Consider the following 24,409-nt stretch of genomic DNA (forward strand, 5'->3'; position numbering starts at 1 on the left):
CGTTCAATGCTAAGATTAAAGCCTTTAGAAATGCACTAAGGGGAGTCAGAGATGTAGAGTTTTTCCTTTACAGATTAGCCAAAATCTATGCTTAGAATCAAAATCCCCCAAGTTTTCAACTTGATCCCAGGTAAGCAATACCGACGAAAATGGAAAGGGGACAAAACATCTTTATGATGATTTGTCCCCTTCTGCGGTGAGAGAGGGATTCGAACCCTCGGTACAGTTTAACCCGTACGACGGTTTAGCAAACCGTTCCTTTCGGCCACTCAGGCATCTCACCGAAACATTTTCCCCTGTTAGGGGTTGCAAAAATAGGAATTATTTTAAATAATCCAAAAGTAAATTCTGATAATAATATTCCCCGTCTCGCTGGGGTGTCCAGAATGTAAATTACCTATCCCGGCGACTCAGCAGTTTGCTTCCATCCTCCAAATCAATATATTAGGGCGAAACGGGCTACCGGCTTTGCCAAAGACTATCTTCATGCCGGTTTTACCACTATCCGGGGCCTGGGGAATTCCGGAGATGCTGTCAAAGAAACGATTGCAGCTTATGTAGAAGAAGGGCTGAGTGTATAGGCGGCTACTATAAATGCGGCGAAGGCAATAGGACAGAAAGATCAGTTGGGGTTATTAAAGCAGATGCAAAAGCAGATATTGTTATTTTTAATGGTAATCTGAAAACAGGTTTTTCTACCGTATTGTTTGATATAAATATGGTTATAAAGGGAGGAAAAATCATTTATTCCCGGAACTAGAAGGTATATTTCTTACCTTCGATGCATAAACTATCGTCTCTGTACATAACTCTGCTGAGCAGGCCAGTTACTACGCCTGGAATTGTATAACTAAAGTGCATTTCTTACATGCCCTTCTCTCACTGAAACAGTGAGCAGTTATTCTATTGTTATACAAATTAAGTTTCATCATGTTTTTTATAGAATCTGAACGGTTGAAATTATTACCGTTGACTCACGAACTATTGCTATTATTATACAGATCTGACCGGTCTGAAATGGAAAACGTACTTGGCCTTACACCTTCCCGTATGCAGGTTGATCCGCTATACCAGGAAGAAATAACAGATGCGCTTATCAATTTCTGGCTACCTCAGACATTGGATTATCCTGACAGATATGAATGGTATACAAACTGGGAGATTATTCTGAAAGATACCAATACCTCTATAGGCGGTATAGGGTTTGCTGGTTATCCTGACGAAAATGGAGAGGCTGAAGTAGGATATATGCTGGATCAGCAGCATCAGGGACTTGGTTATGCAGCGGAGGCGCTGGAGACTATTGTTAACTGGGCATTTACTAATAAAGAGGTAAATGTTGTTAATGCCCGTACTCCGGTAGATAATACGCCATCCAGAAAGCTGCTGGAAAAGGTTGGTTTTGCAGAGCGGGAAACAGGAGAAGGATTAGTGAAATATCAGAAGCAACGTTAAAGTAAACAGGGGGTGTTGCCCCCTGTTTTAAAAATCTTTCCTTTTCCAATCATTAAACAATAACACAAAGGTGTTAGCACTATAGCCGTTTCCGATTATTATTTTCGTTACGTGCAATGCAAGAGATAACCTTATAGCCCTACCATTGTAATTGTTTCCATACCGACCTTGATCTGGCTATATAGATTCATCATCATCTTATTTTTTACATTGTAACAGACCCGTTGTACCGTTAGAATAATAAGTGTTTTTATGTAAGTATCAGGACGGTGCAGAGCCGGCCCCTGTAGTCATGTCAATTATTTTTAGTTCAATATTCTGTATCACCATTTCTCGCCTAAAAGAATATAGCCGTCTATGAACAGATTAATTCTATGTGCATTGTTATGCTTTTGTTTTCTATCCCTGTCCGCACAAAATGATCTTGGTTCAATCGGACCAACCAGGGTTATTGCCCCCAATCCGGAAGCTGCAAAACTTGCCAGCTATGGCAAATATGATATCAGTTATTACACGGGGAAACCTGATATCAACATTCCTCTTTATACTATCCAGACTTCAGACCTCTCTCTTCCGGTAAGTCTGGTCTATGAATCTACCGGACTTAGAACGGACGATCTTGCATCCTGGGCTGGCACCGGGTGGATACTGAATGGTGTGGGCAGTATTACCAGGGTAGTAGTAGGAATGCCGGACGATTACAGTGGCGGTTATCTGACACAAAGCATTCCTTATACAGGAGCCATCAGCCAGGACTACTATTACGCAGCAGCTTATACACATACAAAAGATACGGAGCCAGACCGTTACTATTTCAACTTTAATGGTCACTCCGGTGAGTTTACATTCGATACGTCTAAAAATGTATTTCAGATACCCTTAAGCGGCGTACGCATTCGCAGGGCCGGTGCAGACTTTGAGATAACCGATGAGGAAGGCATTATTTATGAGTTTAAAACAAGGGAGATGACAGCTATGATGATAAACTCTGACGTGGATTACCTACCGCAAAGCATCAGTACCTGGTGGCTGACACGGATTACAAGTGCAGATAAAAGTGACGGGATCAATTTTTATTATTCTCAGGACCCTTATGAAAAAGAGGACAAACCTAATTATTCTGCTGCATATGGTCCTAAATACACCCTGGGTTCGACAAGCAGCGGAGCAAGTACCATTTCTCTTACAGGCAATGTTCTTGATTATTCCAGCTCTGTTATGAACAGGGAATATAGTCCATTCAGGGTTGACTCTATTACATTTAACAATGGCAAACTTGTATTTAACAGGATCAAAGACAGGCTTGACGGAGGAAGCAGCCGGCTAGGCAGTATTGATGTCTATGCTCTTGCTAATAATGTATATCAGAAGAGACGGTCATTCAACCTGCTCCACTCAAACTTTCAGTATACCGGTACTTACTATAACAACCTGGTCCTTTACTCTCAATATACAGGAAGATACCGTCTGAAGCTGACCGGGCTGGAAGAAAGGAAGGGAGATGGTACGCTTAACGGAACATATAACTTTGAATATGACGAAGCGCAACAAGTAGGCTACAGGGGCACATTGCAGCAGGATTACTGGGGCTTTTACAATGGTGCAACGATCAATGATGCAAAGCAGACCCTTATCCCAACGCAGAATACACCGGATTATGCCTATACAGTTGGTGGGGCAGACCGTGAACCCAATGCTGATTACATGAAAGCTGGTATCCTGAAAAAGATCATCTATCCTACAGGCGGATACACTGTATTTAACTGGGAGCCTCACAAATACCTTGCATCCGGTACAACAACTGTTGATCATTCAAGCACCTGCATAGCATTTGGCAACAATTCCTCAAACGATCCGCATCCGACACAAACAATTAATCTGACTATACCAGTCAATGATCCCAGTGCAAAGATCACTGTAAATATCAGCACGTATCCACATCCCAGCAATCCTCAATACGACAATCCGGACTATCAGACAATGGAAGAAAATACGAGGCCGAATGTCAGCCTCACAAATGCGTCGACGGGCCAGGTCTTATATTCCAATGTCAACAACAATCCGCAAGGCTCAGTCAATGCTATCACAAATATCTCGCTTCCTGCCGGCAACTACATACTTACATCAAACTGCTATGCAAACAGCACCAATGCCTATGCGAGCATTGCCGTGCAATGGCATACTGAAGAAGATGTAGAAGTGATAAAAGTAGCGGGGGGCCTGAGAATAGCTGATATCAGCAGTTATGATCCGGATAACAAGCAGCTGACAAAAGAAAGCTATCGTTATGGTGCAAATGAAACAGGCTATGGCAAGCTCTCCATATATCCGGCCTATATGAATACTCTTACCTACACCAAAAACTTCAAATTCTCTTATCTCAGCACCCTGGGAGTAGGCTGCAATTACGGTGTAACCTCCCGGACATTATATAAGTCAGAACCAGTGGCAACCATGAGCCTGGCTTCCGGAAGCTCCGTTACCTATACGGTGGTGACCAAATACGTAGGTGATCCACAAACCAATGCAGGTAAAAGCATATACTATTACAGGGATATAGCAGAACTGGATATACAACGCTTCCCCACCGGTCAGACCGGCGAATATATGGTTACCAAATATGGCTGGCGCAGACCCGTGATCAGTAAAGAAGAGAATTATAAAAAAGTTGCCAGTGGCTATCAGCTCGTAAAAAGTACTGAAAACGAATACACAGAACTTGGCACCAACATCTTCCCGGTAATAAAACTGGGCTTTAAATATGAAAATGTAAGCCTGGGGTGTTTTGGTCCTGGCATTGATGACTACTATGCGGCCACTTATTATATACAGACAGCAAAAACACAGTTGACATCCAGCAAGGTAAAGGATTATGATGCAGGTGGCACCCTGTTCCTCGAAACACAAAAAACATTTACTTACGACAGCAAATACCGCTCCTTTCCTGTTGATCAGACACTCGTTAACAGTAAGGGAGAAACGAAGAAAACAACTACGCGGTATCCTTTTGACAAGAGCACTATAGTTGGGCTTAGTACAGCAAAGACAATAGTACTTGACACGATGGTGGCCAGGAATATACTTGCGCCTCCCATCCAGCAGGATAACTATGTGAATACAAACCTCGTGCTTCGTAAAACAGATACTTACAAGATATGGGACGCTGCTAAAAATGTTGTAAAGGCTGATACTACTTACCTGCAGCTACTGACCAATAGCAGAGAGCCAAGAGTTGTATATGATAACTATGATGCTAAAGGAAATATTTTGCAGCAATCCAAAAATTATGATGCTAAAGAGGTATATGTATGGGGATATAATTATCAGTATCCGGTAGCCAAGGTATTGGGCAGCGATTACAATACCGTTATCAGTTTACTGGACACCAGCATTATTCAACATCCGGCCAGTGATGCCCAGTTAAGAACAGAACTGAACAAACTACGGGTTGCGGCAAGCATGAAAAACACACAGGTATCTACCTATACTTATCTGCCTGCTGTTGGTATGACCAGCGTCACAGATCCTGCCGGAAGAACCCTTTATTACGAGTATGACAGTATGCAGAGACTGCGTATCACGCGCGACCAGAACGGCAATATCATCCAGCAAACAGACTATCAGTACAAGACTGCTTTAACCAATTAATTATCTTTTTTATGCATAATATGAACTCAACACGCAGGGAGATGCAGATGATGGTGTTACTGCTGATCATATCCGGCTATGTACAGGCTCAGAACCAACCCAATAGTTCTGTCCGCACCACGGCAACTCCTAATACCATACCTTCAGCATATACTGTTACATCCATCAATTATATACGGACATGGGAACCTGACATTCCATTAACGAATCCGGCTGCAGTTACAGCCACTACCAGGAAAGTTTCCGAGGTTAAACAAACTACCGAATATTGTGATGGCCTGGGCAGGCCCTTACAGACGGTAACCAAAGGCATCAGTTTCCAGGGCAAAGACATGGTAGTACCTGTAGTATATGATGCCTATGGCCGGGAAACGTATAAATACCTGCCATATATACCGCAAAGTGGAAATGTGAACGATGGAAAGTTGAAGACAGATCCATTTAATGCACAATCAGTTTTTTATAAAAATGCAACACTGCTTCCTGGAGTGGCCGGAGAAAGTATCTTTTACAGCAAAACCGACTATGAAGCATCTCCGTTAAACAAGGTATTGAAAAGCTATTCAGCAGGGAACAACGGGGCCAATCATCCAGTAGAAAATCAGTCCCTTGTAAATACAGTGGCAGACTCTGTACGTATCTGGCAGCCGGGGACCGGTATTCCTGTTACCAGCAGTACTTATCCTGCCGGTACATTATACAAGAATGCTACTATCGATGAAGCAGGTAACCAGGTTATAGAATACAAGGATAGAGAAGGCCGGCTTATCCTGAAAAAAGTACAACTACAGGCTACATTCACTGCACATGTTGGCTGGTTATGCACTTACTATGTGTATGATGTTCTGGGAAATGTCAGCTTCGTTATACCACCACTTGCTACGGAAACAGCCATGCGCACCGGTTGGGATCTCACCCCGATTGCGGCAGAGCTCTGCTTTCGGTATCAGTATGATGAACGTAATCGTCTGATAATAAAAAAAGTACCTGGAGCAGGCAGGGTGTTCCTGGTATATGACGTCCGCGACAGAGTGGCATTTACACAGGATTCCGTACAGCGGGCCAAATCGCCTATGGAGTGGCTGGTTACATTCTATGACAATATTAACCGGCCTGTAATGACAGCCATCTACACAGGTACTTCTACAAGAGAAGCGTTACAAGCAAATCTCAATACTGCAACCACTTCTACACAGGCTATTTCCTACGAGTTTCCGGCTCAGACGGACCTGACCTTATATTCTTATGATGGCAGCAGTAGCTACAAAGCAACTAATTCTATTACTATGCTGAATGGTTTTGAATCTTCTACAGGAGCAGCATTTGCCGCTGAAATCGATGCTGCTGCTACAGGGGGCACTACGACCATTACCGCTACTAACGCCCTGCCGGGTATCCAGGTTTCAGCGCTGACGCCACTCACATATACTTACTATGACAGCTACGACTATACGGGAGTACTTGCATTTGTAAGTGGAGATGTTTCCAAACCACAGGCTGCAGATACACTATACCCGGAAGCGCTGCCTGCTGCATATAGCCAGATTACCAAAGGCGCCGTAACCGGCAGTAAGGTCAGAGTACTTGATACAAACAAATGGCTGACCACTACTACCTACTATAACGATAAGGGGCGACCGATCCAGGTTGTCAGTGAAAATCATACAGGTGGAAAAGATATTCTGACCACTCTGTACAGCTTTAATGGCACGGTACTGAGCACCTATCTGCGTCATCAGAACCCCAGAAGCTCTACTTCCCAGATCACCCAACTTACAAGCATGACTTACGATCATGGCGGACGGCTGATGGCTATTAAGAAACGGCTGAATGATGACCCCAGTATTGAAAAAACGATCGTTGCCAATACTTACGATGAGTTAGGTCAGCTGAAACTGAAACGCCTGGGAGTAACCGGTACCTCTACCCAGCTCGATTCATTAAGCTATACATATAACATCCGGGGATGGATAACCGGTATCAATAAAACATTCGTTAACACTACCAACAGTACTATTAACTGGTTCGGACAGGAGTTGAACTACGACTATGGTTTTGTAAGCAATCAATTCAATGGCAACCTTGCCGGGATAAAATGGAAAAGCAGATCAGATGGGATTGCGCGTGCATATGGATATTCCTATGATAAGATCAATCGCCTGACTACGGCAGACTTTACACAACAAAATACTGCCGGGGCTGCATGGACACAGGACAGCAAGAATTTTTCTGTCAGTAACCTTGCGTATGATGCTAACGGCAATATTAAATCTATGACACAGAAAGGTATGATAGGCACTGCTATCTCTACCATTGACCAGCTAACCTATACCTACCAGGCAAACAGCAATAAACTGCTGGCGGTGGCTGACCCCAGCAATACTGTCACTGCAAAACTGGGCGACTTCATTAACGGCGCCAATACAGGTAATGACTACTCCTATAACGGTAACGGCAGTCTGCTCATGGACCTGAATAAAGGGATCAGCAGCATTACCTACAATCATCTTAACCTTCCTTCGGTCATTACGTTTACAGGAAAAGGATCCATTACTTATCAGTATGATGCGGCTGGCAATAAATTAAAAAAGACTATAACTGATAATACCGTAACCCCTGTCCGTACAATAGTAACAGACTATATCAACGGCATAGTGTACAGGCAGGATACGCTTGAAGTAATGTCACACGAAGAAGGCCGCATACGGCCTGTATATGTTTCCGGACAACCGGTGAAGTATGCCTTTGACTATTTTGAGAAAGATCATCTGGGTAACGTGAGGCTGGTAATAACCGACCAGACAGACCTGAGCATGTATACCGCTACAATGGAAACAGCGGCAGCTGCAACTGAAACAGCATTGTTCAGTAATGTAGAAGAAACACGTGCAGAGAAACCTTCCGGATATCCTGAGGATCGGAACAAGCCCACAAATGCAGCTGTTGCCAAACTGAATGCCAGGTCCGGAGGGAAAAAGATAGGTCCGTCTCTGGTATTGCGAGTAATGGCTGGCGATAGCATACAGATAAATGCAAATGCCTTTTATAAATCCGAAGGCCCCAAAGACAATGCAAAAGAGCCGCCAGTAGAAGATATGCTTGCCGGTCTGATTCAGGCATTTGGAGGAACTGATGTTAAAAACGCACATGCCACAGGCGGCAATAACAGCACGCCATTCAATAGTGATTTTTATAATAATAATTACCAACGTTTAAAAGAAAAATCACCGGAAACGAACAAAGCAGACCGTCCAAAAGCCTACCTTAACTTTGTTTTATTTGATGATAACTTTAAATTAGTTGAAGGCAACAGTGGCGTACGCCAGCTGAAAGCTACTCCCGATGAATTGCAGGAACTGAAAGTAGACAAGATGCCGATTCAGAAAAATGGTTTTCTGTATGTCTACACAAGCAACGAAACAGCCCAGGACGTCTATTTTGATAATGTAAGCCTGGCACTGGCCAGCGGCCCGGTATTGGAAGAAACGCATTATTATCCTTTTGGGCTTGCGATGGCGGGCATCTCTTCCAATGCCCTGAAAGGAACTAATTATGCCGCCAACAGGATGAAATATAATGGCAAAGAATTACAAAGCGAAGAGTTTAAGGATGGCAGCGGATTAGAATGGTACGCCTATGGCGCCAGAATGTATGATCCCCAGATAGGGAGATTCTTCACGCAGGACAGATTTGCGGAAAAATATCAGCTGCTATCTCCATATCAATATGGCGCCAACAATCCAGTCAATATTATTGATTCTAATGGGGACAGTATCATCCTTGTAATAGCCAGCCAGGTGCTGAATCAGCAAACCGGGCAATATGATTTTAAAGAAACTACGTATCATTATGGACAGGATGAAAACGGTATTACCGGCTTCGTGGACAGCAACGGATCTTTATATACCGGCGATAATAAATTTGCCGCACAGGTAACCAAAGCACTTTCAGACCTGGAAACAGGAGGTCAAACAGGTAAAAAGTTAGTAGCTGATCTTAGTGACCTGAATACCAATATGAGTGTACAGATTGCTCAGGGGCCTTCAAACGGAGCGGACAGACAAAATGGAAGATATGTACACTGGAATCCGGCCTCTCTTACTTCTGCTCCTGATGAGAAAGGCAACACTAACAGGCCTGCCTTTATAGGATTAGCGCATGAAATGGCTCATGTACGTGATGTATGGAACAACACGATCAACAGGAATACCTGGAAAACCGTTACCGATCCCAACGGGGCTCCTGAAGCTATTCCTAATGCTGAACTATATTCTACACATATTGAGAACCTGATCCGTGCAGAAAACAATGTTCCCCTCAGAGCCTTCTACGGAGTGGATGCCAATGGCAACGGAGACTCATCAACAAGGTTACTAAAAGCGGGCACCAGGCAAAGCCTGTATTATGACGCTGCCGGCAATACCAATTATAAAATGTTAAGTAAAAAACAGATACCATATAATTATTAATATTGCGGTTATGAGAGTATTATCAGTCGTTCTATTACTTACACTACTGCTCAGTGCCTGTAAAACAGATAGTTTTACCACCATATCAAAGCAAATGGAAGTGTCCTGTTCTGTTAAAAACAGTGCATGGAAAGGAAAAACCTTCCATGACATCCGTATGCAGGTATTTAAGACCGGCCATCTTAACTCCCTGGTCAGGGATATTGATACCCTGCATATGCTTCAGTCATATGCCATTGAGTCAGGCACTTATTCCGTTATGATATGGACATCAAAGGGTAGCCTTAGCTATACTTATAACAGGGGTGTGTTAAATTATGGTGAGACCAACCTGTTTACCCAAAAAACGGTTGAGTTGGTACAAAACTGGGACACTGCCGGCATAAGAGAAGAAGAAAATATCAATGCTCATGAAATTCCTGAACAACATATTACCGGCATTGAACTAATAAGGAAAGGTAATAAGAACCAGGTGCATTGTATCCGGTTCAAAAGATTCTATAATCTTCAAAGAGACCGTTAGCTAAAAAATGATATTGTAACGAGGGTGTCTTATTTATTCATAAGACACCCTCGCTTTATTCTGGCTGGAATGATCTTAATACCCATACTTCTCTTTCCACAATCCCCTCAGGTATTTCCTCAACTCATCTTCCCTGGCATTCTTACCGGGATCATAGAGCTTCAACCCTTTGATCTCATCAGGGAGATATTCCTGCGGAGAGAAGTTCCCTTCAAAGTCATGGGAATATTCATATCCTTTATTATACCCGAGATTTTTCATCAGTTTGGTAGGTGCATTACGTATGTGCATAGGCACCGGCAGATCTCCTGTTTGTTTAACAGTAGAAAGTGCATTGTTGACAGCCATATAGGAGGCATTACTCTTGGGGGAAGATGCCAGATAAGTAGTACACTGTGAAAGAATGATCCTGGCTTCCGGATAGCCTATCATTGTCACCGCCTGGAAGCAGCTGGTAGCCAGCAGGAGTGCGTTCGGATTGGCATTTCCAATATCTTCAGAAGCAGAGATCAGCAAACGGCGGGCAATGAACTTCACATCTTCACCTCCTTCTATCATGCGGGCAAGATAATAGACCGCTGCATTGGGATCACTTCCACGGATGGATTTGATAAAAGCAGAAATGATATCATAATGCTGCTCGCCCGATTTATCGTAGATAGCTACCCGTTGCTGCGCAATATCCATCACCTTCTGATCTGTTACCACAATGGGCTTCTCATTCTGCAGCGTATTCACCACCAGCTCAAAGAGATTGAGCAGCTTACGTGCATCTCCGCCGGAGATATTGAATAATGCCGAGGTTTCTTTTAATTCTATCTCCCTGCTGCCAAGCCATTCATCGCGGGTCATTGCCTGCTGCAGTAACAGGAGCAGTTCCGGCTCTCCCAATGGTTTCAGTACATACACCTGGCAACGGGACAACAATGCCGCATTTACTTCGAATGACGGGTTCTCTGTGGTAGCGCCTATCAGTGTGATAATGCCTTTTTCCACCGCTCCGAGAAGAGCGTCCTGCTGGGATTTATTGAACCGGTGTATCTCATCTATAAATAATACAGCATGGCCTTGTTTACGGGCAACATCAATTACCTCTCTTACCTCTTTTACTCCGGCGGCAATAGCGCTGAGGGTATAAAAAGGAACTTCCAGTGTATGTGCGATAATGTTGGCGATAGTGGTCTTTCCCACCCCCGGAGGGCCCCATAGGATCATGGAAGGTATCTTTCCCTGCCTGATGGCTGTACGTAAGATACTGTCCTTACCAGTCAGGTGTTCCTGTCCCACCAGCTCATCCAGGGTCTCCGGTCTAAGTCTCTCTGCTAATGGTTCCATAAATATCGTTTAGTAAATAAAGTTAAGCATCCAGGTCAAAGTTAATGTCAGAGTCGTCATCTTTCCTGTTCTTCCATTGTTTCAGGAAATAGAACGACAACACCGCATTCCCGATAACGCTGACTGAATAAAGGATGATAAAGTATAAAAGGCCTACAAACAGCTTCCTGATAAGGCCTTTTATCTCTGCCGCCTGGCTGTCGGACAGCTGGCTGGTGGCCTCTTTTATAAAAAGGTCCTGCTGAGACAGGGAAGCTATACATCCAAGCAGGATAAAAGCACCAAAAAGTATGCTCAGCCCACCCATGATCTGGACACCTCCCGGCGTATTCTCCTTCAGCACAAAGGAAGGGTCCTGCAGGGCCCGTTGCAGATAGAGGGAAAGTACACAATGGATACATACAGCGCCAAACAGCACCAGGGAGATCAGCGCCTGATATCCTCCACCTGCCATAAATGACATCAATACCATCAAAAGAAAGAAAGAGGAAATGAAAAGATTAATGCCGTTAAGCGCCTTGAAAAGTTTAAATCTGAAAGTCATGAACATTTTGCTTTTAAAACATGGTACAAACCTACTAAACAGGATGCAAACCACCGTTTATAAAAAAGCGGTGCATCCGCATGGCCTGTTTTAGCTATCTTTAAAGAATAAACCTGTTTACATTATGAAGAGCTTTTACGCTTTACAACTACCATTGCTGGCAGCCGTATCCCTTATGGCCGCCTGTAACAGCAACAACACCAAAGAACAGGCAGGTGCAGATACAACCAAAGTTCCTGCCTTTGAAGTAAGTTCCATTGACTCCAGCGCCAATCCCTGCGACGATTTCGACCAGTTTGTGAACGGCAGCTGGAAGAAAAACAATCCCATTCCCTCCACAGAAAGCCGCTGGGGCGCTTTCAATGTACTGGACAAGCAAAATAAGGAAGTACGCCTGAAAGGCATCATACTTTCCCTGGCAGAGCAAAAAGAACTGAAGAAAGGCACTGAAGAACAGCAGATCTCCGATTTCTACCGCTCCTTCCTGGACACCACTACTATCGAGAAACTGGGTATCACCCCATTACAACCTTATCTCGATAAGATTAACGGTATTCAGAACCTGGCAGATCTTGCCAAAGTAGCAGGTGAACTGCAGATCCCTGGCGTACCTACCTTTACCGGTTTTGGCGTGGAGGCAGATGCGCGCAACAGTAAAATGAACGCCCTCTACCAGGGACAGGACGGACTGAGCCTGGGAGAGAAAAGCTACTACGAAAGACAGGATTCAGCTACAAAAAATGTGCGCGACGAATTTGTTGCTCATATCAATAAACAATTCTCACAGGCAGGATTCAAAGATGCAGAACCCGGTAAAACCATCCTGGACTTTGAAACCAAACTGGCAAAGCTCCAGCTTACCAATGTAGAACTCCGTGACCCGGTAGCTACTTATAATAAAACCAGCTATGCTGATCTGAAGAAACTGGCGGGCGACTTTGACTGGGACGCTTTCACCACCAGCCAGGGCATAAAAGCAGATACCCTCATACTTCAGAACAAAGCATACCTGAAAAATGCTGCCACACTATTAAAAACTACGCCGCTGGCTACACTGCAGACATGGATGCGCTGGCAGCTGCTGTCTCACTTTGCCAGCTACCTGCCTAAACCCATCGATGACGAGAACTTCCACTTCTTTGCTACCGTTATGCGCGGTGCAAAACAGCAGAAGCCCCGTATGGAACGCGCTATCCGCGCTACAGATGGCACCATGGGTATGCCGCTGGGCAAGATATTCGCCAAGAAATACTTCCCGGAAAGCTCCAAGAAGAAAGTATCTGACATGATCGAGAACGTACGCAGCGTATATGGCGAAAGAATAGATGCGCTGACCTGGATGAGTGATTCCACAAAGAAAATGGCTCACAAGAAACTTGCATCATTTACATATAAGATCGGGTATCCTGATAAATGGAAAGACTATTCCACTATAGATGTAAAACCAGGCACCCTGATAGAAAACCTGGTATCTGCCAGCAACTATAGCCATAAAGAAGCACTGGACAAGATCGGCAAACCGGTTGACAAGGCTGAATGGGGTATGACGCCGCAGACAGTAAACGCCTACTACAACCCGCTTAACAACGAAGTGGTATTCCCTGCCGGTATACTCCAGCCTCCATTCTTCAATGCTGATGCTGATGACGCGATCAACTATGGAGGTATCATCGCTGTAATAGGTCACGAATTCACCCATGGCTTTGACGACCAGGGCTCTCAGTTCGATGCAGACGGTAACCTGAAAAACTGGTGGACCGATGCTGACCGTAAGAACTTTATGGGATTAGCGAACCGATATATTGCTTACTTCAATAAAATAGAAGTACAAAAAGGTTTCTTCATTAACGGCGCACTGACCATTGGTGAAAACATAGCTGACCTGGGAGGTCTGACACTGGCATATTATGCTTTGGAGAAATCCCTGAAAGGGAAACCCGAGCCAGCGCTGATAGATGGCTTCAACTGGAAACAGCGTTTCTTCCTGGGATGGGCGCAGGTATGGCATGCCAACACTACAGAAGCTGCTTTACGTAACCAGATACAGACAGATCCTCACTCTCCGGCAAGAGACCGTATTAATGGCCCTCTGCCTCATCTGAAAGAGTTTGCTGCGGCATGGAATTGTGCTCCGGGCACAAAAATGTCCCTGGCTGATTCTGCGCGTGTGGTTATCTGGTAAATTGATTAATACATTGCTTAAAAGAGGGGGTTGCCGAATGGCAATCCCCTCTTTTTTTGAGGAGAAGCCGGCCTGCGGCCCGTTAAGAGATGGTTACCTACAATTACTTATTATCTCTTAATTTTGCCTTATTATTCACCGGATTTAAAACCCACACATATGACCGGCCTTTTAAGACAATATCGCAGAGAAATCCGTAATATATTCCTGGTTGCCATTGCAGCCCTGGTATTTCCTTATCTGCCTGCGCTGGCGGATAAAGCAATGACCACTACAGGTATGATCTTCACAATGAGCCTGGCTGGCGCCGTGGTGCTGGCTATGACGCTGAAACTTTATTTCCGCACCCTGGTAATGCGGATTACCAAAGAAAATAAGTAACTGCCTGATTACCATCATCTATCTATAATTCTAAATGAAAGCATCAAATATTATATATATCCTGCTGCTGGCGGGATTACTGGCTGCCTGTAACAACGCTGCCAAAAAAGAAGCTCCTGCGCAGGATAGTGTAACAATGACATCTGCTCCTTCCGGACAGGCCCCTGCAGAAAATGCCGCTCTGGCGGGAAAACTGCCAGATCCAGTATGTGGCATGCCATATGATACTATGTATCATGAATTCAGCGTTTATCAGAATGACACGGTATACTTTTGCTCCCCGACCTGTAAAAGGGTTTTCGACAAAAACCCGGAGAAATACGCGAAGAGCCTGGGGCTGTAAATCGACTACCTGCCATTTTTTGTCGCTGTCTGATGTAACTTAGGAATATATTTTGCGTTCTAATATTACAAACTCCTATGCATGAGATCACTATTGACACTGACAAGCTGGCTGCTCCTCATGTTGTTCTGCAGCTGCGAGAAAAATGATGTGGAAGCTACTCCTTCCATTGATGTAACAGGCGCCTGGCAGCTGTCAGAAAGCCTGACGATGCCCGACAGTGTATGGAAGCCTGTCGCGGCAGCAGATTCCGCTTATTACGTGTTCAGCTCAAATGGCAGGTTTGTGTTTGATGCAAAGACTTATCATCTGACGGGAACTTATAAAGTGATTGCTGATGGGGAGAAAGTCAAAGTGATCATTACCGGGCAGGATTCCATTCCACAATATTTGGAGGTAGAACGGGTTAATGATACTTCCATTAAAATAGATGACTGGTTAAAAGGAGTATCAAAAGGGCAAATGAGCAGGAAGTTTGTACAGGTAAGATAATTAACTGATTATAATAGCTTTTTCGGGGTATACGCGGAAAAATTGCTAAAAGAAAAAGGTTTCGCATTCGGCGAAACCTTTTTCTTTTAGCAGAGAAGAAGCTGGCCTGCGACGGCTAAAAATTTAAACCGCGGTACTATATAAAAAATAAGTCCCGGGACAACTCCCGGGACCGTCGGCTAAAACAGCTTATGAAAATCTACGCTTACGTTCAAATTGTATTATAAAGGTAACCCCACTGTATTACTGCATTGTTACCCCTACATTATCAGCGTATTAACAAATCAGTTTAGAAACTATACCTCAGACCTAACTGCATCTGGTGCCTGCTTGCAAAGAAATCCTTTGAGTACGGCGTACCAGGATTGCTCCAGGTATAAACAGGGTAAGTAGTAGCAGTACCAGCGGTAGCAGTGCTCAGACCTACGCTTGCAGTTGAGTTGAAGGTATTTGGTGAAAAGTACTGGATACCCCAGTTCTTATTCAGCAGGTTGGTCAGGTTAATGATATCGTAAGTCAGCGTCAGCGTATGAGTGCTTTTGCCGGCCTTGAAGTTGAAGTCCTGTGTGAAACGGAAGTCAGCCTGTGTATTCCATGGAGTACGGCCACCGTTACGCTCGGTGAACTGGCCTTTACGTGTGCGCAGGTATTTATCACCTTCTACATAAGAGAAGAATGCATCAGCCATATCCTGGTTAGCAGCAGAGAAGAACTGACGTGCTTCCGTCTGGTCTTTCGGGATATACACCAGGCTCACCTGCTGTGGTGTACCCTGGATAGTTGCATTCACGAAACCATAAGAGAAAGGTACGCCGGAAGCTGTATTGAAGAACAGGGCGAAGTTGGAAATAAAGCGGCCCTGGTGTGACCAGTCTACTTTATAGCTTGCAGTAGCTACGATACGGTGACGGATATCAAAGTTGGAATATGCCAGCTGAGGGTTGTTTGGATTCAGCGCCTGGTTCAGCTGCCAGTTTGATTCCATAGAGTTTCGGATACCGTTGGTGATGTCTTTTGACTGACCGTAGGTATATGCAGCAGAGATGTTCATACCAAAGTCAAACGCTTTGCTGGCCTGACCTGTAATCGCATAACGATAACCTTTATTGGTATTGGACAGCAGGTAAGCGTTGGTGAACTTGGAATTGATCTTTGCTCCACTATAGATAGGCTGCTGCTGTTTGGTGTCATACACCATGTAAGTAGGATTATCTACCAGGTTGATCTGCTGGAATTTCAGGTCTTTTATTGTTTTAGTGTAGATACCTTCTACAGTGAAACGCCATCTGTCAGTAGTAGAATAATCCAGAGCCACACTGCTTCTCCACATCTGCGGCATCTTGAAGTTATTATCTATCAGGTCTACCTGTGTAGCGCCGGTAGCATCGTGTACGTCAACACCCTGTGCAGATACGAACTGAGCGCCGCCCTGGTCAGATACTTTAACAGGGTTGCTGCCTGTTACCGGTTTAGTGGTTGAGTTGAAGCGTTTGTCATATGCACCAAAGCTGGTACCATTGTTATAATAAGCATAACCTAACCATGCGAACGGAATACGTCCGGTAAACAGACCGGTACCACCGCGTAACACCAGGCTCTGATCGCCATTGATATCAAAGTTGAAACCTAAGCGGGGAGAGATCTGGACATTGTTCAGGTATTTGTTCCTGATATCTTTTGGTTTGGTATAAGTATAGGTAGTGCCATAGTTTGCATCTACCGGAGCATTGGTAGTTTTATCGCTCAGAGATTGCTTGTCAGGCAGTGCGGTATAATCGAAACGGATGCCCGGAGTGATCTTGAAGCGGTCTGTCAGCTGGATCTCGTCCTGACCATACAGGCTGAACATACCGATCTTGAATTTAGCAGGAGGGTTAGCCATGATATAGTCACGGCTGTTGTTGGTGTAATTGAAGTTAGCACGTACACGGCTTGGATTGTCTGCCAGGAAGTCTGTAATGCTCTCATAGTCTACACGGCCATTCCAAGAGTTTACAAAACCATAGGTAATGTTATACAGCTCGTTGTGTGTACCGATGGTGATGTTATGTTTTCCTTTGAAGATGTTCACATTATCAGTGAATTCAAAGGTTTTCTGTTTCATGTCGAAGATAGACGCTTCACGGTCAGTACCCAGGAAGATGGTACCACCTCTGGATTTGATCTGGATCTGTGCCAGAGAAGGATCGGAAAGCGGATCGCGATAATCATGGATATTGGAATAACCGATGATCAGGCTGTTGGAGAGTGTATTAGAGAAACGGCTTTTCAGTTCAGCCACAGTAGATGACTGATTATTCACCTGTTTGAAGTCGATACCGCCAAAACGGAAGTTCTGCTGATCGCGCTCCAGGTTAGTTGCCTCAGAGGTAATGGTATTATTACGGAGTGACAATTGGTGTTTATCGTTGATGTTCCAGTCCAGGCGGTTGAAGAACTTATTGGAGTTGGAGTAAATGGAAGTATTGCCATAAGTTCCCGGATCATATTTACCGGTCTTGTCAATATCCAGGCTCAGCATGTGGTCCCTGATCTGTTGAGCTTCAGCTACAGTGATCAGCGGCATGTCTGCAGATCCTGCGCCCAGGATCACCGGGTCACGGCGGCGGGCTATCTCTTCGTTGGTAAAGAAGAACAGTTTGTCTTTAATGATAGGGAAACCCAGGCGAACACCTGTCTGGTAGTCATGGAAGCTGGAAGGCAGTTTAGCACCGTCTCCGGCGTTGTTCTTACCTATCATATCAGCGTTACGGCCAAAACCGTATACGGAACCATGAAATTCGTTGGTACCGCTGCGGGTTACGGCATTGATACTACCGCCCAGGAAGTTACCGATCTTCACATCATAAGGAGCCAGGTATACCTGGATATCCTGGATAGCGTCCAGGGATACAGGGTTGGAACGGGTGCTGCTGCCTGGCTGGCCGGAGCTGTTGCTCTGTCCGCCCATGGAAGGGCTGAAGCCGATAGCGTCATTATTGATGGCGCCATCCAGTGTTACGTTATTGTAACGATAGTTGGTACCCAGGAAGGAGTTATTGTTGCTCTGTGGTGTAGCACGGGTAAAGTCCTGGAAGCTACGGTTGATAGAAGGCAGTGTTTTCAACTGGCTCTGTCCAACACGGAAACCACCGGCTTTACCGGTATTGTTACCTTTTACCACTACTTCGCTCAGTGCTGTAGAAGCATCTGTAAGCTGGAAGTTAAAGGTGCTGCTACCTAGCCCGAGGTTGATATCCAGCCTTTCTTCCTTTTTATATCCGATAAATGAAACGGTGATTGTGTAAGGACCACCGGGGTTTACGTTGTTAATGAGATAACGTCCGTCGCCGTTGGTTTGTGCCCCGTAGCGGGTGCCTGTGGATGTGTTCACTGCCAGTACGGTTACACCTGGAAGTGCCTCACCTTTACTGCTCACAACCTTTCCCGTAACCTGGGAGGTGGTGATTTGCGCTCTCAGTCCAGTTGATGCTAAAATAAGGATGCCTGCAAATAACAGTAATGAATAGAATTTCTTATTCACGTCTTTTGAATTTTGACGCAAACGTATTCCAGCTACATTATGCCCATGTTAACACAATATTAAATTAATGTTAACACAGGAGCATACGTATCACAGCCAATGAGTTATGAATTATCTCATCGGTTTATATGTTAAAATTTTCTTTCCGGGACGACTTTAAGCAATTTCAGGCAGGTACTACAGTCAAAGCATGTTAAAGGCTTACCAGGACTGCGTTAGAAAGGAAAATTCGCATTATAGGTGATTCTTTTCTGTTCGCATGGTTCCAAAAATAAAAACCGAGTGTTAACACAGTGTTACCCTAATATTAACTTTATCCTTTATCAGTGTTAAATTTTATGTATTGGTGTAACTAATCTTTTTTCATGTGCGTTTTATGGAAAATCCCCGCTATGCAAACAACTTTTCTTAAAGGCCTTTTATTCTGTACTGTATTATTTATCTGCGCCTGTTCAAAAAAGAATGACGAGGCGCCTCTCATTAACCAGGATATTGCCGGTACCTGGCAGCTGGATGGACGCCTTCCCCTTATGGATAGCCTCTGGAGGGCTCCCGTTGCCGGAGATACGGTGATCTACACCTTCAGCACTAAGGGACGCTTTACCATGCATACTCCCAACTCGGACAATGCAGGACCTTACAAACTTGAGACAGCGGGCGACAATACCTACCTGCTTACTCTCAGTTTTCCTGAGATGCAAGTAACTTATAAAGTAGAAAAAGTGGCCAGTTCCCAGATCAGATTTGATATGTGGGGCGCCTTCTGCGGCACCGGTTATACAAGCGACCGATTCAGGAAAACAAATCCCTGAGCCTAATCTTTTTTACCATGCTTAAATGTTCTGACAAAATGCCCTGGACTTAGTGACAGGGCATTTTCATGTTTGGTTTCTGAGATAACGAACAGGCTGCATAATTTACTGACACATTCCAGCTTCGATAATTTATTGGACAGGAAAAGCTCATATTCATCTATATCGGCTATCATTACTTTCAGCAGGAAATCACTTTGCCCGTTCACCATATAGCACTCCATCACTTCCGGGAAAGCATTTACTTTTTCTTCGAACAATTTACAGGCTTCGTGACTTTGCTCCTTTAAGGTCACATTTACGAACACGATCACATGTTTATCCATTTTATGCCTGTCTACAATAGCTATATACCCTTTAATATATCCTTCTGCTTCCAACCTCTTTATTCTTTCAAAAATAGCCGTCATTGATTTGCCCAGCCGCGAGGCTATTTCTTTATTAGTCAAACGCGCGTCTTCCTGTAACAGGTCCAGTATATGCAGGTCCGTTTCATCTAACGTGAAATTCATTGGGGATGATTTTACCAAAATTACGTAGAATAAGACGTCCTGATCCGAAAAAATATCCCGTTTTCTGCTATTTCACTGATTTGTTTTCGGCTTTCCACACTGTGCGGTATTTGTACGATAATAATCATGATCTTTAAGCTACATACACCAAATCAATCTTCATCAATGGAAAAACGTATCGTCATTCCGCTGGCGGAGCTATGCCTGGAGGATCTTCCTATTGTTGGTGGAAAGTGTGCTTCTTTAGGGGAAATGACAGCCAACCTTTCTAAAGCAGGTATTAACATTCCTTCCGGCTTTGCTATCACTACCGCAGCCTATTACAGTTTCCTGAGCATGAGCGGGCTTGAACAGTTCATCCGCGAGCAGATTGCCAGCATCAACTTTACTGACCTTGTAACCCTGCGCCGAGCTGGCCAGAAGATCCGTCAGTCTATCAGCAACACCAAATTCCCGCATGAGCTGAGTACTGAGATCATCAGTGCTTACCATGCTCTTTCTGCTCAGTATGACCAGGACATTACCGATGTAGCTGTACGCTCTTCCGCTACTGCAGAAGACCTTCCGGACGCCTCCTTTGCAGGACAACAGGAAACCTATCTGAACGTAAGAGGGCCTGCCGCTCTTATAGATGCGGTGCGTAACTGTTTTGCCTCCCTCTTTACAGACAGGGCTATCAGCTACCGGCAGAACTTCGGATATGATCACTTCAGCATTGGCCTTTCTGTATGCGTACAGAAAATGGTGCGCTCTGATCTGGGTACCTCCGGTGTAGCTTTCTCTCTCGATACTGAGTCCGGGTTTAAAGATGTAGTGGTGATCAACGGATCCTTCGGGTTGGGAGAAATGATAGTACAGGGTGCTGTATCGCCCGATGAATTCATCGTCTTCAAACCTGCCCTTTCAGAACAGCACACGCCTATCATTGAAAAGAAGCTGGGTAACAAAGACAAAATGATGATCTATGGTGAAAGCAATGACCAGCGTACCAAGATCATTCCTGTAGAAAGGGTGAACCAGCAGCGGTTCTGTCTGAAAGATGCACAGATACTGCAACTGGCGGAATGGGTATGCCGCATAGAAGAATATTATTCAGCCCTCAGAGGGCGCTGGTGCCCTATGGATGTAGAATGGGCTGTAGATGGTCTTACCAATGAACTGTTCATTGTGCAGGCCCGTCCTGAAACTATTCACTCCCAGCGTGAACATCACACGATCACTTCCTATTCACTGAAGCATACCGGAGAAGCAACATCCCTGTTGAAGGGAATAGCCGTAGGCGATAAAATAGCTGCGGGAACAGTGAACATTCTCTTCTCTCTCGACAAACGTGTAACAGAAGGTATTGAATTCAAACCGGGCGATATACTGGTCACTGACATGACAGATCCCGACTGGGAGCCTATCATGAAAATGGCTGCTGCTATTGTCACCAATAAAGGCGGCAGAACCTGTCATGCCGCTATCATTGCCCGTGAAATGGGGATACCAGCTATTGTAGGTTGCGGCAATGCCACAGAGATACTTTCTTCCGGCCAGGAGATCACTGTCTGCTGTTCAGAAGGAGACGAGGGCATTATCTACAGTGGTAAGATCCCCTATATCCAGGAATCGCTTGACCTGCGGGAGCTGCCTCCCGTGAAGACAGCTCTCATGCTGAACGTGGCATCTCCGGCCATGGCCTTTCAGTTTTCCCATCTGCCCAACAAAGGTGTAGGGCTGGCCAGGGAAGAATTCATCATCAACAACTATATCAAAGTACATCCGCTTGCCCTGTTACATCATCGTAGCCTGAACGATGCAGAGCTCAGCGCCGGCATCGCTAAACTGATCAAAGGGTATGAGAATGAAGAGGCCTACTTTGTACAGAAGCTGGCTTATGGTATTGCCAAAATAGCTGCGGCATTTCATCCCGGTAAAGTAATAGTTCGCTTCTCTGACTTCAAGAGCAATGAATACTATAATCTTCTTGGCGGTAAATATTTTGAACCGGAAGAAGAGAACCCCATGATAGGATGGCGGGGCGCTTCCCGTTATTATGCAGATAAATACAAAGCTGCATTTGCACTGGAATGTAAAGCTATCAGTAAGGTGAGAGAGGAAATGGGGCTAAAGAATGTAGTAGTGATGATACCTTTCTGCCGTACTGTGGAAGAGCTGCTGAGAGTACTGGATACAATGAAGCAAGCGGGGCTTGAACGTGGTAAGAATGGGCTGGAAGTATTCCTGATGGCTGAAATACCTTCCAATATTATGATGGCGGAAGAATTTGCAGAGCATATCGACGGATTCTCTATCGGCTCAAATGATCTTACACAGCTTACACTGGGGCTTGACAGGGATTCTGCGTTAGTAGCGGGACTATATAACGAGCGTAGTCCTGCAGTGCTGAGGATGATCAGTATACTGATCACGGCTGCCAAGAAAAAACATGTTAAGGTAGGGATCTGCGGACAAGGGCCTTCTGATTTTCCTGATTTTACCAAGTTCCTGGTAGAACAAGGGATTGATAGTATCTCTGTAACGCCGGATGCTGTTATAAAAACAGTGAATGCTATTTATGAAGCGGAAATGGGTATACAAAAGAAACAACCGCAAAGGGTGCTTTAAGTATCTGCTGTTAAGAACTGTATAAAAAAGATCGCTTTTGCCTTCGGCAAAAGCGATCTTTTTTGTGAGAGAAGTTCTGGCCTTTGGCCAGAACTGTACAGCTATAAATGATGGATGTATTTATTAGTAAGCAGTTTTCTCTGCACCGGAAGTAGTCCAACCGGTAGTCCAGTCAGTAGTACCATCAAATGCACCACGGTAAGCAACTGTAGTGAAACCGGTCAGCTCAGCGAAAGATGCGCCGGTCAGTGCAGTAGCACCTGCTTTCAGCAGGAAGTTAGCAGTACCTACGTTAGAAGAAGAAACACCTGCAGAGTACTGGTAAGGGTTGGTCATCAGCACGTCCTGTACGTTAGCAATAACTTCTGTACCGGTAGCAGACCACCATGTAGTCCATGCAGCAGCATCAGCAGCACTCCATTCGCTCTTGTTCACAGTAGGGCAACCCGCAATGATGTTGTTTTTGAACACCAGAGAACCTTCGCTTGCGTTCTGGGAAGTTTTGTGAGAAGCAACTTTGCTATCGTCAATGTATACACCGATAGGGAAACCGATCAGGATAGAGTTTACAAGGCTCATTGAAGAGTTACGGCGGATCTGAGCACCATGCTGGAAGTTAGCGTTGATACCGGAAGTAGAAGCACCGGACTGGATAGGTCCAACAATGGTCATGTTAGAGAAGAATGCTTTAGTCTGCGGAGCGTTTGTAGTACCGTTAGCATCGTTGTCTGATTCGAAACCGTTAGAGCCGGATACGTCAGCGATTGATTTATAACGCTGCGCAACGCCGAACTGTACTTTACCGGAGAAACCGTTGTCAGTATCGAAGTCATCATCCCAGGTATAAGTAGCAACCAGGTGATCGCAGTTTACAGAACCACCAAACCATTCGAAAGCATCATCACCTGAACGGTAAACCTGTACATAGCTGATCTTGGTTCCGCTACCAACACCGCCCATAGTCAGGCCGTTGATCTCGTTATCAGGAGAGAAAGCGATACCTGCAAACTCGATACGTACGTATTTCAGTACACCGGAGTTATCTGCATCGTCAGTACCACCGTACCAGATATATTGTTTTTCATCACCACCTGCGGTAGGTACCAGACCACCTTCGATCTTGGCTTCACCGGCAGTAGCGTTTACTTTTGCTTTACCCAGGATGATTATACCACCCCAGTCACCCTGAGAACGGGCACCTGCAGGCTGTGCAGAAGTAAAGATGATTGGTTTTGCAGCAGTGCCTTCTGCCTGGATCTTACCACCACGGGTGATAACCAGAGCGCCTTGTGTAGCTTTTTCACCAACGATCACTGTACCAGGTTCGATAGTCAGTGTAGCGCCACTTTTTACGTATACAAAGCCGCTCAGTAAATATTTCTTGTCCGCTTTTAAAGTCTGGTTAGCTGTGATGTCCCCTTTCAGTGTAACGTAAGTGCTGTCTCCACCGCCTGGGTTTGGGTTATCATTGTCATCGTCGCTACAAGCGCTCAGAATACCCAGAGATGCTACTGTCATTAATAGGAAAAAATACCTTTTCATGGAATGATGTTTCAATTGTTTAGTTTTCAAAATTATTA

Annotated in this window: 15 protein-coding genes and 1 tRNA gene; 10 read left to right on the forward strand and 6 right to left on the reverse strand. The window is 44.8% G+C overall.

Going from position 1 to position 24,409, the window contains the following annotated elements:
- Positions 1-194: 194 nt before the first annotated feature.
- A tRNA-Ser gene (locus tag GO493_RS00010) sits at positions 195-283 on the reverse strand.
- A gap of 647 nt (positions 284-930) precedes the next feature.
- Here GO493_RS00010 and GO493_RS00015 point away from each other — a divergent pair.
- From GO493_RS00015 to GO493_RS00030, 4 genes are all read left to right on the forward strand, one after another.
- Positions 931-1,455 carry a GNAT family N-acetyltransferase gene (locus tag GO493_RS00015; protein WP_157304022.1) on the forward strand — a complete coding sequence of 175 codons (525 nt, stop codon included), beginning with the start codon at positions 931-933 and terminating at the stop codon, positions 1,453-1,455.
- Between the two features lie 357 nt (positions 1,456-1,812).
- Positions 1,813-5,103 carry an RHS repeat domain-containing protein gene (locus GO493_RS00020; protein WP_157304023.1) on the forward strand — a complete coding sequence of 1,097 codons (3,291 nt, stop codon included), beginning with the start codon at positions 1,813-1,815 and terminating at the stop codon, positions 5,101-5,103.
- Between the two features lie 11 nt (positions 5,104-5,114).
- On the forward strand, positions 5,115-9,572 hold the full coding sequence (locus GO493_RS00025; protein ID WP_157304024.1) for a DUF6443 domain-containing protein: 4,458 nt from the start codon (positions 5,115-5,117) through the stop codon (positions 9,570-9,572).
- A gap of 10 nt (positions 9,573-9,582) precedes the next feature.
- Positions 9,583-10,095 (forward strand): hypothetical protein, encoded by a 513-nt coding sequence (locus tag GO493_RS00030; protein WP_157304025.1) that lies wholly within the window; start codon positions 9,583-9,585, stop codon positions 10,093-10,095.
- Between the two features lie 75 nt (positions 10,096-10,170).
- Here the strand turns inward: GO493_RS00030 and GO493_RS00035 are convergent, their stop codons facing one another.
- Both GO493_RS00035 and GO493_RS00040 read right to left on the reverse strand, forming a co-directional pair.
- Entirely contained in the window at positions 10,171-11,430 is a 1,260-nt protein-coding gene (locus GO493_RS00035; protein WP_157304026.1) for a replication-associated recombination protein A, read from the reverse strand.
- A 22-nt stretch (positions 11,431-11,452) separates the two neighbouring features.
- Positions 11,453-11,974 carry a hypothetical protein gene (locus tag GO493_RS00040; protein WP_157304027.1) on the reverse strand — a complete coding sequence of 174 codons (522 nt, stop codon included), beginning with the start codon at positions 11,972-11,974 and terminating at the stop codon, positions 11,453-11,455.
- Positions 11,975-12,098: 124 nt separating this feature from the next.
- Between GO493_RS00040 and GO493_RS00045 the strand changes: the two genes are divergently transcribed.
- From GO493_RS00045 to GO493_RS00060, 4 genes are all read left to right on the forward strand, one after another.
- Complete coding sequence (locus GO493_RS00045) at positions 12,099-14,156, forward strand: M13 family metallopeptidase (protein WP_157304028.1); 2,058 nt, start codon at positions 12,099-12,101, stop codon at positions 14,154-14,156.
- A gap of 159 nt (positions 14,157-14,315) precedes the next feature.
- Positions 14,316-14,537 (forward strand): hypothetical protein, encoded by a 222-nt coding sequence (locus GO493_RS00050; protein WP_157304029.1) that lies wholly within the window; start codon positions 14,316-14,318, stop codon positions 14,535-14,537.
- A gap of 34 nt (positions 14,538-14,571) precedes the next feature.
- Entirely contained in the window at positions 14,572-14,880 is a 309-nt protein-coding gene (locus tag GO493_RS00055; RefSeq protein WP_198315390.1) for a YHS domain-containing protein, read from the forward strand.
- Positions 14,881-14,961: 81 nt separating this feature from the next.
- Entirely contained in the window at positions 14,962-15,372 is a 411-nt protein-coding gene (locus GO493_RS00060) for a hypothetical protein (RefSeq protein WP_157304030.1), read from the forward strand.
- 289 nt (positions 15,373-15,661) lie between these two features.
- Here GO493_RS00060 and GO493_RS00065 read toward each other — a convergent pair whose 3' ends face one another.
- Entirely contained in the window at positions 15,662-18,895 is a 3,234-nt protein-coding gene (locus tag GO493_RS00065; RefSeq protein WP_317165378.1) for a TonB-dependent receptor, read from the reverse strand.
- Between the two features lie 392 nt (positions 18,896-19,287).
- On the opposite strand from GO493_RS00065, the gene GO493_RS00070 reads away from it, so the two are divergent.
- Positions 19,288-19,707 carry a hypothetical protein gene (locus GO493_RS00070; protein ID WP_157304032.1) on the forward strand — a complete coding sequence of 140 codons (420 nt, stop codon included), beginning with the start codon at positions 19,288-19,290 and terminating at the stop codon, positions 19,705-19,707.
- A gap of 2 nt (positions 19,708-19,709) precedes the next feature.
- On the opposite strand, the gene GO493_RS00075 is transcribed toward GO493_RS00070, so the two are convergent.
- A complete protein-coding gene (locus tag GO493_RS00075) occupies positions 19,710-20,219 on the reverse strand; it encodes an Lrp/AsnC family transcriptional regulator (RefSeq protein WP_157304033.1) in 510 nt (169 codons plus the stop codon).
- A 165-nt stretch (positions 20,220-20,384) separates the two neighbouring features.
- On the opposite strand from GO493_RS00075, the gene ppsA reads away from it, so the two are divergent.
- Complete coding sequence (gene ppsA, locus GO493_RS00080) at positions 20,385-22,829, forward strand: phosphoenolpyruvate synthase (protein ID WP_157304034.1); 2,445 nt, start codon at positions 20,385-20,387, stop codon at positions 22,827-22,829.
- A 123-nt stretch (positions 22,830-22,952) separates the two neighbouring features.
- Here the strand turns inward: ppsA and GO493_RS00085 are convergent, their stop codons facing one another.
- The gene (locus tag GO493_RS00085; protein ID WP_157304035.1) at positions 22,953-24,371 is read right to left on the reverse strand and encodes a hypothetical protein; all 1,419 of its coding nucleotides are present in this window, start codon (positions 24,369-24,371) and stop codon (positions 22,953-22,955) included.
- Positions 24,372-24,409 lie beyond the last annotated feature (38 nt).

The organism is Chitinophaga tropicalis, assembly GCF_009758205.1.
GTDB classification, from domain to species: domain Bacteria; phylum Bacteroidota; class Bacteroidia; order Chitinophagales; family Chitinophagaceae; genus Chitinophaga; species Chitinophaga tropicalis.

Excerpts from the sequence above, each read along its gene's own strand:
- GO493_RS00020 (WP_157304023.1), top strand. The coding sequence starts at position 1,813 with ATGAACAGATTAATTCTATGTGCATTGTTATGCTTTTGTTTTCTATCC.
- GO493_RS00045 (WP_157304028.1), top strand. The coding sequence starts at position 12,099 with ATGAAGAGCTTTTACGCTTTACAACTACCATTGCTGGCAGCCGTATCC.
- GO493_RS00030 (WP_157304025.1), top strand. The coding sequence starts at position 9,583 with ATGAGAGTATTATCAGTCGTTCTATTACTTACACTACTGCTCAGTGCC.
- GO493_RS00070 (WP_157304032.1), top strand. The coding sequence starts at position 19,288 with ATGCAAACAACTTTTCTTAAAGGCCTTTTATTCTGTACTGTATTATTT.
- GO493_RS00075 (WP_157304033.1), bottom strand. The coding sequence starts at position 20,219 with ATGAATTTCACGTTAGATGAAACGGACCTGCATATACTGGACCTGTTA.
- GO493_RS00035 (WP_157304026.1), bottom strand. The coding sequence starts at position 11,430 with ATGGAACCATTAGCAGAGAGACTTAGACCGGAGACCCTGGATGAGCTG.
- GO493_RS00040 (WP_157304027.1), bottom strand. The coding sequence starts at position 11,974 with ATGACTTTCAGATTTAAACTTTTCAAGGCGCTTAACGGCATTAATCTT.
- GO493_RS00050 (WP_157304029.1), top strand. The coding sequence starts at position 14,316 with ATGACCGGCCTTTTAAGACAATATCGCAGAGAAATCCGTAATATATTC.
- GO493_RS00055 (WP_198315390.1), top strand. The coding sequence starts at position 14,572 with ATGAAAGCATCAAATATTATATATATCCTGCTGCTGGCGGGATTACTG.
- GO493_RS00015 (WP_157304022.1), top strand. The coding sequence starts at position 931 with ATGTTTTTTATAGAATCTGAACGGTTGAAATTATTACCGTTGACTCAC.
- GO493_RS00060 (WP_157304030.1), top strand. The coding sequence starts at position 14,962 with ATGAGATCACTATTGACACTGACAAGCTGGCTGCTCCTCATGTTGTTC.
- GO493_RS00085 (WP_157304035.1), bottom strand. The coding sequence starts at position 24,371 with ATGAAAAGGTATTTTTTCCTATTAATGACAGTAGCATCTCTGGGTATT.
- ppsA (WP_157304034.1), top strand. The coding sequence starts at position 20,385 with ATGGAAAAACGTATCGTCATTCCGCTGGCGGAGCTATGCCTGGAGGAT.
- GO493_RS00025 (WP_157304024.1), top strand. The coding sequence starts at position 5,115 with ATGCATAATATGAACTCAACACGCAGGGAGATGCAGATGATGGTGTTA.